The organism is Leclercia barmai, from assembly GCF_049312895.1.
Lineage (GTDB): Bacteria > Pseudomonadota > Gammaproteobacteria > Enterobacterales > Enterobacteriaceae > Enterobacter > Enterobacter barmai.
Window position 1 is genome coordinate 1,601,859 of the sequence record NZ_JBMNWZ010000001.1, and the last position, 14,931, is coordinate 1,616,789.

Here is a 14,931-nt window from a genome sequence, read left to right on the forward strand (position 1 = left end):
AAGTAGTCATCGGCACTACAACGATTTTGATTACGGCTAAAATCGCAACACTGGTCACACTTTCGCAATGATTTTTAAAGAGATGTCGTCCCGCTGCCCATCAAGGCCAGCGGGAGAAAGGTTTATCAGTTATCGCCGAAATGGATAACGGTACGGATGGACTTACCTTCATGCATCAGATCGAAGGCTTCGTTGATCTGATCCAGCGGCAGGCGGTGGGTAATGAACGGATCGAGCTGAATTTTGCCCGCCATCGCATCTTCTACCATGCCCGGCAGCTGGGTACGGCCCTTAACGCCACCAAACGCAGAACCACGCCATACGCGGCCGGTAACCAGCTGGAATGGACGGGTTTTGATCTCCTGACCCGCACCGGCCACGCCGATGATGACGCTTTCGCCCCACCCCTTGTGGCAACACTCCAGCGCGGCACGCATCACGTTCACGTTACCGATGCATTCGAAGCTGAAGTCGACGCCGCCGTCGGTGAGTTCAACAATGACGTCCTGCACCGGCTTGTCGTAGTCGTTCGGGTTGATGAAATCGGTCGCGCCCATTTCTCCAGCCAGCTTGAATTTTTCCGGGTTGGTGTCCACGGCCAGAATGCGTCCGGCTTTCGCCTGCACTGCGCCCTGAATCACGGCCAGGCCGATACCGCCGAGACCGAATACCGCAACGGTATCGCCCTCTTTCACTTTTGCGGTGTTGTGGACGGCACCGATGCCGGTGGTGACGCCGCAGCCGAGCAGGCAGACTTTATCCAGCGGTGCCTGCGGGTTCACTTTTGCCAGCGAGATTTCGGCGCAGACGGTGTATTCGCTGAAGGTGCTGGTGCCCATGTAGTGATAGATCGGCTCGCCGTTGTAGGAGAAACGGGTGGTGCCGTCCGGCATCAGGCCTTTACCCTGGGTGGCGCGAACGGCCTGGCAGAGGTTGGTTTTGCCGGATTTACAGAACTTACACTCGCGACACTCTGCGGTGTACAGCGGGATGACGTGGTCGCCCGGCTGCAGGCTGGTGACGCCCTCGCCGACTTCCACCACCACGCCGCCGCCCTCATGGCCGAGCACCGCCGGGAAAACGCCTTCCGGATCGTCACCCGACAAGGTAAACGCATCGGTGTGGCACACGCCGGTATGGGTGATTTTGACCAGCACTTCGCCTTTTTTCGGTGGCGCCACGTCAATTTCAACGATTTTCAACGGCTGGCCAGGGCCAAATGCAACAGCAGCACGTGATTTCATCTTGCTTTCCTTTTAGTGATGTCAGGTTTTTATTTTAGATAAGAGCGCAGCAAATGGCCGACTTCCGCCATTCTGACGGCCCGCTGATCGGCAGTGGTCTCGCCCGCCACCAGCTCATCTTTGAGGTGAATTTCAACCATCTCGCCCATCAGGCCGTTTGCGGCGCCGCGCACTGCGGCGATCTGCTGCAGGATAGAGAGGCAAGGCTCGCCGGATTCAAGCGCCCGCTCCAGGGCATCGACCTGCCCGCGAATGCGGCGCACGCGCGTCAGGACACGTTTTTTGTCTTCAGGTGAATGTGGCATCGGAGGGCTCCTGGATACTGTAGGGGGGTATACTATTTTATTTTATACAGACCTGCAAACGGGAATGTCCAAAGATGTTTTGGGGGAACGCGAAAGTCTGGATGGGAAAGGTTTGATGAGAATACAGGAGAAATTGCTGCCCTGTTTAAGGGCAGTCGGCGTAGGCAGTATTATGCGTGATCGCTATTAAGCAACTTATGAATGAAACCCGTCAGGCATAAGTGATGCTTAAATATCATCCCGCGTGAAACCAACAACTATTTCGAGCGTATTGCGGATGACTTCGGCAGCCTCTTGATCGGATGTTTGTTCAAGGGCGTAAATCAACTGCAGAATAATTTGCTTATTGGTAAGGTTATCTCCGCTGAGAATAATACATCTTATCGCTGAACCTAAAACGGCAGCCTCAACGGACAAGGAACTTCCAGCTGAACGGAAGTAAGTTGCCAGCGCCTGATCCTGAAGTGCATTGAAATGCTGTGTATGCAGAGAAGTCGCAGTATTCATATTTTTCACTCTAAGGTTAATGTTTTTTATCGTATTTATGCTGTGCAGTATTCACCATGAGATGGTGCATGCTGTTGATAAGACAATTTTTTCTGGCTTCTGGGTGTACGCGACTACTGGATTTAACCTTTTGCTCAACCTCGACTGCGGCCGCAGAGAGCGCGCTTCTTCTTTCAGCGTCACGCTCCATGCTGGCCATAATTTTCAGTTTGACTGCCAGCGTCTTAAAATTTATTGGACCGTTGTCTTTTAAAATTAACAACACAGCTTCGCCAATAAGATCGTCTCTCAGTCTTTCAGATTTCGTTCTGTGCATAACTGTTCTCACGTGCCTGCTTTAAGCCACAGATGTGCTAACATTCTTTATCGTTCAAAAAACAGAGCGATCAGCTGATTGTAATGGGCAATTTCTTCTTCATCTTCCGTCTGTTCTACCCGGCGTAATAACCTGGTACAGATAGCAAGACGGCTTAGATTACGTCCCTCATTCAGGATCTCACCGACAATTAAGCCCAGCGTCTCCTGCTGGCTACGCATACTGGCTTTATTAAAATAGGCGGTGATTGCCTCAGCTGAACTTTGGCGCGAACTGTTGCCTCGCATAGGTGCTCCGGATTGACATTTAGGTTAGGGGTTAAACTGATGTTAAAAATATACTAAACCTCAGTAGTTGTACATGGCGACTGTACAAGTTTTTGCGATTTTAATTAGCCAGCTAAATTAGCTTTACAAATAACAGCGTGTTAACAAGCACTTAAAATTGTCAGGCGTTCAAAAATTTACAAAACTTTCTTGCGTAAGTCTTTCATTAATAAAACTTAAGTATTACCCATCAAGCATCTCTCCCTGCATGAAATCAGCGCTTTCAGCAGATCGTAAACCGCTCTACGGACCGCTCATTTCGACACAAAGGCTGTACAACTTCTTGCATGTTCAGATACGCCCTGGGAAAGGAGAAAATTTTGCAGGGCTGCGCCTGACGTTTAGCTACCCCAGTTTTTCACTGCATACGGTCATCAGGCGCAATCCCGGCCTTACACCGGCTTGATATTCTGATTCATCCGGAACAGATTCATCGGATCGTACTTACTTTTCAGTTCCACCAGCCGATCCCAGGTTGCGCCGTAGGCAAAGGCGATACGGTCGGTCTCCTCCTGGGTGAGGAAGTTGATATAGGCCCCGCTGCTGGCGAAAGGCTGGGTTTTGGCGAAGAACTCCCGGGCCCAGGCGACGCAGCGTTCATCCTCTTCGGCGGTTTCCCAGCGCCCGTGCACGTTCATGACGTAATTTGCATCCCGGCTTGAGTAGGCCATCGCCTCGGGCGCAACCTGGGTCGTATGGCCGCCAATGGTGCCAATGAAGATCTCGCAATGAGGTGACGGCAGTCTGGCGGCGTAGTCGACGATGGCATCGATGACGCCCTCGCTGATTTGCACGAAGTTGTGCGATTTCCAGTAGTTACGCGCCCCTTTTGCCAGCAGCGGATCGAAGGCCTGCTGCCAGGCGACGTAGGGCATTACGCCGATGTGCTCGCCGATTGCCGTGCCGAACCCGCGCAGCGGCGCAATGAGTTGCTCGCCCATTTCGGGATGGCCCACATAGCACAGAGCGAGCGCCACCATCTCCTTCCCGTGCGCCTCTTCAGGCAGGAAAGGCAGCGGCGGCGCCTTGCGGGTGACCATCCAGACGTTCAGCTCTTCCGGCATCGTCTGGGTGAAGCGGGCAAACTGCGATATCACGGACCTCGCTTGATCGAACGGAAAAACGATCAGCCCACTCAGCACGTCCGGTCCGACGGGGTGCAGCTGGAATTCAAAGCGCGTCACCACGCCAAAATTGCCCCCGCCGCCCCGCAGTCCCCAGAAGAGATCTGCGTTTTCGGATCCGCTGGCATGCAGCAGACGGCCATCTGCCGTAACAACTTCCGCCGAGAGCAGATTATCGATGGTCATACCGTACTTGCGGCTCAGCCAGCCAAACCCGCCCCCCAGCGTCAGGCCGGCCACCCCGGTGGTGGAATTAATGCCCAGCGGCGTGGCAAGCCCATGCGCCTGTGCCGCCGCATCAAAATCACCCAGCGTGCAGCCGGGCTCGACGGTGGCCCGGCGGGTGTTCAGATCCACCTCTACCCGCTTCATCAGCGAAAGGTCGATCATCAGACCGTCGTCACAGACGGCATTGCCCGCGATGTTGTGCCCTCCTCCCCGGATTGAGATGAGAAGATGTTGCTCGCGTCCAAACTGGATGGCTTGCACTACGTCCTCGGTGGATGTGCAGCGAACGATGAGCGCGGGCTTGCGGTCGATCATGGCATTCCAGATCTGACGCACCTCGTGGTAATCGTCATCTTCAGGAAAGAGTATCTTCCCCTGAAAATGCGCTCTGAACTCATCGATTTCTGCCTTTGATAACGCCTTCATGATTGTTCCCCCTGCTCTGTTTAACCCTACTAATTATGGTAGGTTTGAGAGCATCGGGCGTTAAAAATGGGGGAGCAAGCCGGGCCACAACCGACACTTTTCAGCTTAACCTTAAGGCAACATCTCTATTTCCCTACCAGACTTAGGCTTTTTACTTTTAAGGAGCCCACGCCATGAGGCGTCTGTTTACGTCGATTTTCTCCAGCCCCGAGTCGCTGCTACAGGTGATGAGCCAACAGGAAATTATTGAAGCCGTGGAGGACGGGGATCGCATTATTATCGATCAGGATGGTAACGCCTCGGTCAACTTCAAAAGCCGGGAGGTGCGGGAGGACTTTCTGCGCCATGTTAACGCGCTGAAGAGGGCCTGAGATGGGAACGGCGATCTTTATGGTGCTGATGGTTTCCGGGTACTGGTACACCAGCCGCGATCTCTCCACCCGCTTTAAAATCAAGCGATCCTTTGGCTGGGACGTCTATTTTCTCGTGGCGCTCTACGGCTGCATCTTCGTATTGCAGGGCGTGCTTGCCACCGGCCTGGTGTGGCTGGTGCTCCTCGCCGCCTCCTGGGCCGCCAATACTTTCCACTTTGCCTCGCAGGACTACGCCAACTGGCAAATGGACTTTATGAACTGGAGCTTTCTGGGGATTCAGGCACCGGTGGTGGTGATGCTGGCCTTCGCCATTCTGTTTTGCCTCTACCGTTCGAACTGGGCGGGCAGCGCCAGGCTGGATGGCGAAGGCCGCAAGCAGCTTTACAAGCGCCTGTCACAGGCCAGCGGTATTGAACAGTTGCTCTATCAGTGTATGGAAGAAGGCGAACTGGCGCTGGTGACGCTGAAATCGCGGCGGATCTATATCGGGATGATCCATACCGCGACCCTGGAATATGAAAAAACCGCCAATATCGTGCTGATCCCGATGCTGAGCGGCTATCGCGACGGCAAAACGCTGAGCCTGTGCATTGAGCATAACTACAGCAAATGGTACGCCGACCACGATATTACGCTCGATTCACAGCCCAAAAGCGCGATGGCTTTCCGCAAGGTGATCATGCTGGACCAAATTGAAAGTCTTTCACTTTTTGACCCTGCCAGCGCCAGTTCGCTGGATCTGGAACGGCACGCGGAGAGTGCAGAGTGAATTTTTTTCACGATCATGAAGATGGCTCATGTTGCAGTGAAATTTAGTCGCTTTCACTCCCCTCCTGGCTCTGGCATAACGTTACTCATATTAACGTATGAGCAACATAAAGGGTGATTTCGCAACAGCGTCACGCTTTATGCCAGAGCCAGGAAACGTCACCATGAATAACGATTTCACCTTTACCATTAAGCGCAGCCGTTTCGATGAGAATTACAATCCTTCGGAAAACACGCGCATCACCACTAATTTTGCCAATCTGGCCCGCGGCGATAACCGTCAGCAGAACCTGCGCAACACCCTGGTGATGATGGATAATCGCTTCAACACCTTAGCGCACTGGGACAACCCGAAAGGCGATCGTTATTCCGTCGAACTGGATATTATCTCCGTTGAGATGAATATCGCAGGTGAAGACAATGCCACCACCTTCCCGGCAATTGAAATTTTAAAAACCAATATCATTGATAAAAAAACCAACGAGCGTATCGAAGGGATCGTCGGGAATAACTTCTCGTCCTATGTCCGGGATTATGATTTCAGCGTACTGCTGCCCGATCACAATAAAAACCAGCCTGCATTCAGCATTCCGGATAACTTTGGCGAACTGCACGGCAACATCTTTAAGCACTTCGTTAATTCTGCGGAATATAAAGCTAACTTCAGCAAACCGCCCGTGATCTGCCTGAGCGTCTCCAACAAAAACAGCTACCAGCGTATTGGCAATGTGCATCCGGTTTTAGGCATTGAGTACCAGCAGGAAGGCACCTCACTGACGGAGGCCTATTTCAAAAAGATGGGCCTGCAGGTTCGCTATTTTATGCCGCCAGACAGCGCCGCGCCGCTGGCATTTTTCTTCTCCGGCGATTTGCTGAGCGACTACACCTTCCTGGAACTGATCGGCACTATCAGCACCATGGAAACTTTCCAGAAAATCTATCGTCCTGAGATTTACAACGCCAACTCGGTGGCCGGGCACTATTACCAGCCCAGCCTGACGAACCAGGATCACTCCCTGACCAAGATTGTTTACGATCGCGAAGAGCGTAGCCAGCTGGCGATTGAGCAGGGAAAATTTACCGAGAAACATTTCATCAAGCCGTACAAAAATATTCTTGAGCAATGGTCTGCTCACTGCGCGCTTTGATTAATTAAAACGATAAGGTCACCTGTTATGAAAACATTGCTCCCCACCTCCACGGCCGGCAGCCTGCCGAAACCGTCCTGGCTGGCACAACCGGAGACCCTCTGGTCGCCGTGGAAATTGCAGAACGAGGAATTACTCGCCGGGAAACAGGATGCGCTGCGTCTCTCTCTGGACGATCAGCTGCGGGCCGGGATTGATATCGTCAGCGACGGTGAACAGACCCGCCAGCACTTCGTCACCACCTTTATCGAGCACCTCAGCGGCGTCGATTTTGAGAAACGCGAAGTGGTGAAAATCCGTAACCGCTATGACGCGAGCGTGCCGACCGTCGTGGGTGCCGTCTCCCGCCAGAAGCCGGTGTTTGTTGACGATGCGAAGTACTTACGTCAGCTCACCACCCAGCCGATCAAATGGGCGCTGCCGGGCCCGATGACCATGATCGACACCCTTTACGACAACCACTACAAAAGCCGCGAAAAACTGGCCTGGGAGTTCGCAAAAATTCTCAACCAGGAAGCAAAAGAGCTGGAAGCGGCCGGGGTCGATATTATTCAGTTCGACGAACCTGCCTTTAACGTCTTCTTTGATGAGGTGAATGACTGGGGGATCGCCGCCCTGGAGCGCGCCATCGAAGGGCTGAAATGCGAAACGGCGGTGCACATCTGCTACGGATACGGCATTAAAGCCAATACCGACTGGAAGAAGACGCTTGGCTCAGAGTGGCGCCAGTACGAAGAGGCGTTCCCAAAACTGCAGACCTCAAATATCGATATTATCTCGCTGGAGTGCCACAACTCCCGCGTGCCGATGGATCTGCTGGAACTTATTCGCGGCAAAAAGGTGATGGTCGGGGCCATCGACGTGGCAACCCATACCGTCGAGACGCCAGAAGAGGTGGCCGCTACGCTGCGCAAGGCGCTGCAGTTCGTCGATGCCGACAAGCTCTACCCTTCCACCAACTGTGGGATGGCGCCGTTATCCCGTGAGGTGGCGAACGGTAAGCTCAACGCATTAAGCGCCGGAGCGGAGATTATCCGCAAGGAACTGGCGGGGAAATAAGCGTTCAGGCCGGGCTCGCGAGGCGCGCCCGGCTGATTACAAACGGCGGCCGCGAGCCCAGTAGGCCATAAAGCTGATTGTCTCCTTCGACAGGTTTCGTTCCCCGCTCAGATAACGTCGCAGATGCTTCACCGCGCTGGATTCCGCCGCCACCCAGCCGTGGAACCGATTATCGCTTTGCGCGCGATCCCACAGCAGTTCTCCTTCGGCCTCTTCCCGCACCTCCTGACTCCGGGTCAGGGCATACTCCGGCAGCTTCACGTGCTGTTTGACGGCCTGTAGCAGGGCTTCACCGTGGCAGGCCCCGGTCAACTCGCGCGCCCGCCAGTGCACTTCCGCAAAGTCATAGGCGCTGAGATCGATACAGTCGCCCTGCTTCGGCACTTCGATAAACACCTGTACCTGCGGGGGCGTATCACGCTGAGCAAGTTGCTCCAGGATCCCTTTCACCGCAGGCCAGGCCGTTTCATCCGCAATAATCAGTCCCTGTTCTGCCTGAGGATGGGGATCCCACTCGTAGCCCCCGCTGTCTTCGGGATAGTCACGGTTGGGCGCGACGATCTGCAGTTCATCGCCCGGTTGTGCCCCTGTTGCCCAGGCAGACGCCGGACCTTCGGTGCCATGCATGACAAACTCCACCTCCATCTCGCAGGCCTCAACGTTCACACGACGCAGCGTGTAGGTGCGCAGGATCGGCCGTATCGCTTCCGGCAGAGACTTGATTTGCTCCCACCAGGATCCTTCTGGGGTCAACGCCAATGGCGTGCCGTTCAGCGACGGGAAAAGCAGCTTAATACGCTGATCCGGTGCGTCTGATTTCATATGGCGCACGTCGTCGCCCCGGAACACGCAGCGCAGCATAGAGGGCGAAAGCACCTCTTTTCGCGCCAGTTTTACGTTGAATAAGCGATAACTCTGCACAGCCGACATACCTTCACCTTAACGCGCGTCGTGAATTTGTGATGTGCCGATGGTAACAAACGAAAATGATAATGAGAACGCTTATTAAGTGCGGAGTGCTGCGAATCAAAACCTTACTTTTCAAGGGCAGCCACGATAGCGGCTTCCATCTTCTCCGGGGTGGTTATCGGCGCAAAACGCTTGATCGGTTTACCGTCGCGCCCGATCAGGAATTTCGTGAAGTTCCACTTGATCCGCCCGCCCAGCACGCCGGGCAATGCGTCCTTCAGGTAACGAAACACCGGGTGCGCAGCCGCGCCGTTAACCTCGACTTTCTCGAACATCGGGAAGCTCACGCCGTAGTTGATGTGGCAGGTCCGGGCGATGTCATCAGCCCCGCCGGGTTCCTGTTTGCCGAACTGGTTGCAGGGAAAACCCAGCACCACCAGCCCCTGAGAGGCGTACTTTTTATAGAGCGTTTCAAGACCTGCATATTGTGGGGTGAAGCCGCACTGGCTGGCCGTGTTGACCACCAGAACGACTTTACCCGCATAGTCGGCCATGGAGATGGGCTCGCCATTCAGACGGGTGGCAGAAAGTTGATGAAAATTCGTCATCCAAAAAACCTCAAAATCATGATGGCACCCTGCCACCGGCAAGGTGCCCACAGAAAAACTTACTTCACCGTTTCAATTTTAGGCGGCTGCCAGGTGCCATCCAGAATCGGCTGTTCACCCCAGTACGCGCGAATGTAGAGGGACAGATTGCCCTCAGGCGCCGGAAGCCAGTTATTCACTTTATCATCCGATGGGCGGGTTTTGCTGACATACAGCGTCAGGGAGCCGTCATCGTTGTACTTCAGGTTTTTGTTTTTGGTCCCCAGCGAGAAGCGGTTCAGCTCGTTAGGGCTGAACAGATGCTTACTGTTATAGAGCGTTAATGACCAGAACCCTTTCACCGGCGGCAGTTCGCCTTTCGCGAAGGTCACCGTGTAGTCATGGTCGCCGGATAGCTGGGTGCCCGCAGCATCGTTATCGGTGTAGAAATACTGGGTTTCGTTCGGTTTGTTATCGAACATGTTCGATTTTGAGGTGCCGGTACGGTTGTAGTAGTCCACCCCAAACTCGGCGTTGTTTTTTGAACGGTTCCAGCCGTTGCCCGCCGGTACGCCGTTGTTCTTCCACTTAAAGAAATCAGCAATGACGGTTTTATCCGTCTCTACGGCGGCAGCATCCATCCATTTGCGGATTTCCGGGTTTTTCTTGCCGGCCTCGACAAGGTGACGGTACTGGGCGTACATGGCCTCTTCGCCAGGCAGCGGCGGCACTTTTTCCAGAACATTGGCGAACTGGTCGAAGAATTTCTCCGGAATAACCCAGCGCGTCTCGCCTGCGCTGGCATCCGGTTTATCGCCGATGGCCGGGATTTTCGAGTATTCGAAGGATTTCATTTTGCCGTCAAACTGACTCAGCGGGTAGGTCATAATCTCTTTGATCGGGGCCTGGATCGCCGCCCGGTCTTCCGGGGTGTCATCCATCTGGACGCGAGGAATAACGTTGGCCATTTCGGTGGAGGACTGAATCACACCGTTAATGCCCTGCGGGGTTTCCCCTTTCCAGTTGGGCCCGACAAGCAGATAAAAACCGGGTTTGGTGGCGTAAGGTTTACCGACGTTACCAATCTGATTGGTGCGGGCATCGTAAATGGCGTACACCCAGAAGCGATCGCCGAAATCGGGAACCTGAATGACGATCGGCTCTTTATCCAGTTCGAAGAAGCCCAGCCCGTAGGCCACGTCCTGGTTTGGACAGGTAACGAAGGTCTCCTCCGGCTTGATGTAGTCCGTCAGCATGCTGAGCTGGCCCATCGGCGCTACCGGCACCATGCCGCCGTTCAGCGCCGGGTAAGGCGCTTTGGTGATGGTTTCCCGACGGTTAAACTGATTCACCATCGGCCAGCCCCAGATATAGGCCTGCTGCGCGATGGCTTTGACATAGCTCTCCGGCATGGTGACATCCGCCGACGGCTGCGTGAGCTGATCGAACTGGGTGGCATGAGGAATGGTGAGCGGTTCGGTCTGGGCGAACGCGCCCGCGCTAAGCGCCAGAGTTGTAAACAGTGCCAGATACTTTATTTTCATCACGTCATTCACCTTTATTGGTTTGTCTGGACCAGGTCATCCGGGATCCATGTTTGATCGTAGAATCCGTCTTCGGTGCCATACAGACGCAGCGCCACGAGGAAATTGCGGTCAGGAACGGTTTTGATAAAGGCGCTGTCTTCCACACCGTCCGGTTTGTTCGGCCCGAACCAGAGGTCGATAGAGCCATCGTTGTTTTTCGGGATGTTGTAATAGCCGTTGGTGGACGGTAACAGCTGATCGGTTTCCGGCATGGTGCCGTCGGTAATGTTGTAGGCAGTCACGGCCCAGAACAGCGCCGCAGGTGGGTTTGGCGGCAGGTGCAACTTATAGGTATTGCTGCCGTTCAGGAACTTGCCGGACCCGTCTTTGGTGGCAAACGGATATTTGGAACCCGCACCGGTGGTATGCATCACCATTGCCGCCGCGCTGGAGTACGCAATCTGGAAGAAGGCCGCGCGCTGGTTGGCATCAAGGGTGCCGTACTGCATCCACTCTGCGGTAGCACCCGCCCAGGAGGTCTCCCACTGACGGTCTTTGTAATAGAGCTGACGCTGGTCATCACGCCCCACCTGACGACGCGCGAGGATCATGCGCGGCGCGGTTTCCACGGCTTTGTTCAGTAACTCCTGCTGTTTGGCCGTCGGGGTGAACGGCTTGCCCTTCACAATGCCGATGCTGAGCAGCGCGCTGCGGGTGGCATCCGGGATCGCGGTCAGCGGTTCATAATCCACAAAGGTTTTCAGCTTTTGCCAGTAGCTGGCGTCGGTGGGATAAACCATGTTCACCCGCTTCCCGCTGGCATCCGGGAACTGCATCGGCTTCACGTCCTTTTCCACATCCCAGAGGGGATAGACGCGGGTGGTTTCGGCATTTTTCACCGCCGGGAGCGGATCGGGTTTGCCTTCACCTTTCCCCATGATGGTTCTGAAGAAGAGGAAGACGTTATAGGTTGAGGATTTAAAGGCGTAATACCCCTGCGGCACAGGACCGTCGTAATCCGGCGGCAGAAGTAAATAGAGGCCACCCCGGGCGCGGTCTGGCCCGATGGCCCCCACGTCGGTAATGGTTTTCTGGAAGAAGTCGGTAAACATCCCGATGACGTTCGGTGGCGCTTTGATCACCAGCGGCCCCGTATCCTTCAGATCCAGATAACTCATGGAATAGATCACATCCCCGTTAGGCGTAGGCACCACCGCCCGGCTGTCCATTCGCTCTTTCCAGATCGGCAGGACGTTATAGCCTTTGCCAAACGCGGCTTCAGAGCCATCGCGCAGGCCAATGGTATTCAGCAGCGGCAGGGTCTGGATGTAGGCCTGAATCGCATCCTGATAATAGAGTTCGTCGCTTAATGACTGCGCTTCCTGCTCCGGTAACCAGTTACCGTTATTCAGTTGCTTCATCAGGGGGGAAAGCGGCGCGTCGGCGGCCATTGCGGGTTGGGCTAAAGCGAGTGACAGCACAACGGCAGAAGTGATTATTCGGAGTTTCATAGGTGTATCCCGATATAAGAGTAGTAAAAGCGAAATGAACGACTTACATACGATCGGTGATGACTTTTGGATTAAAACAAACGAGACAGAATGTTCTTAGAAAGGATAGTTGGTTTTGCAAAATGAATAGTGTTTTGAGCTATTTAAAATCCGGGAAATACACAACCTATACTTAAGAAAACCCTCGGAGGTAATTATGTGCGGACGTTTCGCCCAGGCGCAGACCCGGGAAGAGTATCTCGCCTTTCTTGCGGATGAAGCGGAGTGCGACATCCCCTACGACCCGGAACCCATCGGGCGCTATAACGTCGCGCCTGGCACCAAAGTATTGCTGCTCAGCGAGCGCGACGATCTGTTGCATCTCGACCCGGTGTTCTGGGGCTACGCCCCTGGCTGGTGGGATAAGCCGCCGCTGATCAACGCCCGCCTGGAAACCGCCGCCAGCAGCCGGATGTTTAAGCCGCTGTGGAACCACGGTCGGGCGATTGTCTTTGCCGACGGCTGGTTCGAGTGGAAAAAAGAGGGAGACAAAAAGCAGCCTTACTTTATCGCGCGCGCCGACGGACAGCCCATTTTTATGGCGGCGATCGGCAGCACCCCGTTTGAGCGCGGAGATACCGCGGAAGGGTTCCTGATCGTGACCGCCGCGGCAGATAAAGGGCTGGTGGATATCCACGACCGGCGACCGCTGGTGCTGACGCCGAAGTCAGCACGCGAATGGCTGCGCGAAACGGTGAGCGGCAAAGAGGCTGAAGAGATAGCCCGGACGGGCGCGGTACCCGCAGATGAATTCCACTGGCATGCCGTCACGCGGGCGGTGGGGAATGTAAAAAATCAGGGGGCAGAATTGATCAATAAAATAAGTGAGCCGTAAAATAAAACCCGATTTTATTAATAATGATTATTTGCAGAAATAACGAAGCGCCAGCAAATATACATTCATCACCAGCGTAGCGGTAAAATAATAATTCAGGAGGGCCAGAATTAACCCTCCCCTTTAACACCTAAACCACCTGTTTTGGCCAGCGTCTCCTTTTGGGAAGCGGCACGCATGAGTGTGCGGTGAGTCGGGTTCCGCAGACGGAACAAACAGCACCATGAGGTTGGGTTTGCGTGGGGCAAAAAGAGGTAAAACGAAACCTCTTGCTTGTGCAAACCGGGCACTCAAATTTTATGTTGGGAATAGCCCCTCCGGGCAGGTGAATAGAGTCACCACTATAGCGCAATTCTTAATCGCCCAGGGATATATCTTCCTTATCTGACAAATAATTACTTTTATCCTTTGCACTATTTTAGTGAAAGAGATTTATCTGACCCGAAGAAAGTCAGAAAAACGCGTGGTATATCGCGGGGATAACATTTCCCTTTTCATTTGCCATTTCTGCTCTATTCCCTGCCCGGCAAACCAGATGGTTCCGCGCCCTTGTTCATTAAGTTTATCGATAAGCGCCATTAACTCTGCGCTGTTGCGCCGGGGCGGATTTTCATCAAACAGATTCAGCTGCGCGACGCCAGAACTGAAAAAATCCCCCAGCATGACGCCGGCTTTCTGATAGCGCAGCCCTTCTCTCCAGATAATATCCAGACAGTGTGTCGCCGCTTCAATAATATCCCGGCTGTCTTCCGTTGGCGTCAGCAGTTTGGTTGAGGCGCTATTACCGTAATAAGGCTCGTTCAGCGCAAACGGCGACGTCTTCACGAAGGCTGAAATAAACCGGCAGTACTGGTGTTCAGCCCGCAGTTTCTCGGCGGCGCGGGCGGCATAGCTGCAGATGGCCTGGCGCATTGCCTCGTAATCCGTCACTTTTTCGCCGAACGAGCGGGAGCAGATAATCTCCTGCTTGTGCGGAGCATACTCTTCAAACCCCAGACAGGATTCGCCGCGCAGCTCGCGTACGGTACGCTCCAGCACCACGCTGAAATGTTTGCGGATCAAGGCCGTGGGGGTGTCCGCCAGTGCCAGTACGGTATTAATGCCCATCGCCTCCAGCTTTTTGCTCATCCGCCGCCCGATACCCCACACCTCGCCGACGGGCAGCGCCGCCATCAGCTTGCGCTGACGCTCAACGCGGGATAAATCCACCACGCCGCCGGTCTGCCGCTGCCATTTTTTTGCCGCAAAGTTTGCCAGCTTGGCGAGGGTTTTGGTGGGCGCAATGCCCACCCCGACGGTCAGGTGCGTATGTTGTAGCACCGTCTGGCGAATTTCGCGGCCAAAGGCCTCCAGATTGCAACAGTTGCTGACCCCGGTGAGATCGCAAAAAGCCTCATCAATCGAGTAGATCTCAACCCGCGGAGCCATCTCCTCCAGGGTGGTCATCACCCGATTGCTCATATCGGCGTACAGCTCGTAGTTACTGCTGAAGGCGACAATGCCGTGGCGGCGGAAAATCTCTTTCTGTTTAAAATACGGCGCCCCCATCGTCACCAGCCCTTTCGCTTCGGCGCTGCGGGCAATCACGCAGCCATCGTTATTCGACAGCACCACCACCGGCCGTCCCTTCAGGTCCGGGCGAAACACCGTCTCGCACGAGGCATAAAAGCTGTTCACGTCGACAAGCGCAAACATGGTT

General features: G+C 54.5%; 16 protein-coding genes. 5 read left to right on the top strand and 11 right to left on the bottom strand.

What is annotated here, in order from left to right; genetic code table 11:
- Positions 1 to 125: 125 nt before the first annotated feature.
- The 6 genes from ACOYA6_RS07600 to ACOYA6_RS07625 form a co-directional block, all read right to left on the bottom strand.
- A complete protein-coding gene (locus tag ACOYA6_RS07600; RefSeq protein WP_103179746.1) occupies positions 126 to 1,244 on the bottom strand; it encodes an S-(hydroxymethyl)glutathione dehydrogenase/class III alcohol dehydrogenase in 1,119 nt (372 codons plus the stop codon).
- 29 nt (positions 1,245 to 1,273) lie between these two features.
- On the bottom strand, positions 1,274 to 1,549 hold the full coding sequence (locus ACOYA6_RS07605; RefSeq protein WP_039028624.1) for a metal/formaldehyde-sensitive transcriptional repressor: 276 nt from the start codon (positions 1,547 to 1,549) through the stop codon (positions 1,274 to 1,276).
- A gap of 228 nt (positions 1,550 to 1,777) precedes the next feature.
- Positions 1,778 to 2,056, bottom strand: a complete 279-nt coding sequence (locus tag ACOYA6_RS07610; protein WP_039028620.1) for a biofilm development regulator YmgB/AriR family protein — start codon at positions 2,054 to 2,056, stop codon at positions 1,778 to 1,780.
- A 16-nt stretch (positions 2,057 to 2,072) separates the two neighbouring features.
- The gene (locus tag ACOYA6_RS07615; protein ID WP_052246150.1) at positions 2,073 to 2,372 is read right to left on the bottom strand and encodes a hypothetical protein; all 300 of its coding nucleotides are present in this window, start codon (positions 2,370 to 2,372) and stop codon (positions 2,073 to 2,075) included.
- 47 nt (positions 2,373 to 2,419) lie between these two features.
- A complete protein-coding gene (gene ycgZ / locus ACOYA6_RS07620) occupies positions 2,420 to 2,659 on the bottom strand; it encodes a regulatory protein YcgZ (RefSeq protein WP_039028619.1) in 240 nt (79 codons plus the stop codon).
- 431 nt (positions 2,660 to 3,090) lie between these two features.
- Entirely contained in the window at positions 3,091 to 4,476 is a 1,386-nt protein-coding gene (locus ACOYA6_RS07625) for an FAD-binding oxidoreductase (protein WP_138369069.1), read from the bottom strand.
- Between the two features lie 173 nt (positions 4,477 to 4,649).
- On the opposite strand from ACOYA6_RS07625, the gene ACOYA6_RS07630 reads away from it, so the two are divergent.
- The 4 genes from ACOYA6_RS07630 (at position 4,650) to ACOYA6_RS07645 (ending at position 7,825) form a co-directional block, all read left to right on the top strand.
- The gene (locus tag ACOYA6_RS07630; RefSeq protein ID WP_039028617.1) at positions 4,650 to 4,847 is read left to right on the top strand and encodes a hypothetical protein; all 198 of its coding nucleotides are present in this window, start codon (positions 4,650 to 4,652) and stop codon (positions 4,845 to 4,847) included.
- A gap of 1 nt (position 4,848) precedes the next feature.
- On the top strand, positions 4,849 to 5,619 hold the full coding sequence (locus ACOYA6_RS07635; RefSeq protein WP_039028616.1) for a hypothetical protein: 771 nt from the start codon (positions 4,849 to 4,851) through the stop codon (positions 5,617 to 5,619).
- Between the two features lie 163 nt (positions 5,620 to 5,782).
- Positions 5,783 to 6,766, top strand: coding sequence for a DUF1852 domain-containing protein (locus tag ACOYA6_RS07640; protein ID WP_039028615.1), 984 nt, complete (start codon positions 5,783 to 5,785; stop codon positions 6,764 to 6,766).
- A gap of 27 nt (positions 6,767 to 6,793) precedes the next feature.
- On the top strand, positions 6,794 to 7,825 hold the full coding sequence (locus ACOYA6_RS07645) for a methionine synthase (protein WP_422654422.1): 1,032 nt from the start codon (positions 6,794 to 6,796) through the stop codon (positions 7,823 to 7,825).
- 36 nt (positions 7,826 to 7,861) lie between these two features.
- Here ACOYA6_RS07645 and ACOYA6_RS07650 read toward each other — a convergent pair whose 3' ends face one another.
- The 4 genes from ACOYA6_RS07650 to ACOYA6_RS07665 form a co-directional block, all read right to left on the bottom strand.
- Positions 7,862 to 8,755, bottom strand: coding sequence for a siderophore-interacting protein (locus ACOYA6_RS07650; RefSeq protein ID WP_223075358.1), 894 nt, complete (start codon positions 8,753 to 8,755; stop codon positions 7,862 to 7,864).
- 104 nt (positions 8,756 to 8,859) lie between these two features.
- Positions 8,860 to 9,342, bottom strand: a complete 483-nt coding sequence (locus tag ACOYA6_RS07655) for a glutathione peroxidase (protein ID WP_422654423.1) — start codon at positions 9,340 to 9,342, stop codon at positions 8,860 to 8,862.
- Between the two features lie 59 nt (positions 9,343 to 9,401).
- A complete protein-coding gene (locus ACOYA6_RS07660; RefSeq protein WP_422654514.1) occupies positions 9,402 to 10,865 on the bottom strand; it encodes a DUF1254 domain-containing protein in 1,464 nt (487 codons plus the stop codon).
- Between the two features lie 14 nt (positions 10,866 to 10,879).
- Entirely contained in the window at positions 10,880 to 12,358 is a 1,479-nt protein-coding gene (locus tag ACOYA6_RS07665) for a DUF1254 domain-containing protein (protein WP_422654424.1), read from the bottom strand.
- Positions 12,359 to 12,554: 196 nt separating this feature from the next.
- On the opposite strand from ACOYA6_RS07665, the gene ACOYA6_RS07670 reads away from it, so the two are divergent.
- The gene (locus tag ACOYA6_RS07670; RefSeq protein ID WP_422654425.1) at positions 12,555 to 13,232 is read left to right on the top strand and encodes an SOS response-associated peptidase; all 678 of its coding nucleotides are present in this window, start codon (positions 12,555 to 12,557) and stop codon (positions 13,230 to 13,232) included.
- Between the two features lie 432 nt (positions 13,233 to 13,664).
- On the opposite strand, the gene ACOYA6_RS07675 is transcribed toward ACOYA6_RS07670, so the two are convergent.
- On the bottom strand, positions 13,665 to 14,927 hold the full coding sequence (locus tag ACOYA6_RS07675) for a Y-family DNA polymerase (protein WP_039028608.1): 1,263 nt from the start codon (positions 14,925 to 14,927) through the stop codon (positions 13,665 to 13,667).
- Between the last annotated feature and the right edge of the window lie 4 nt (positions 14,928 to 14,931).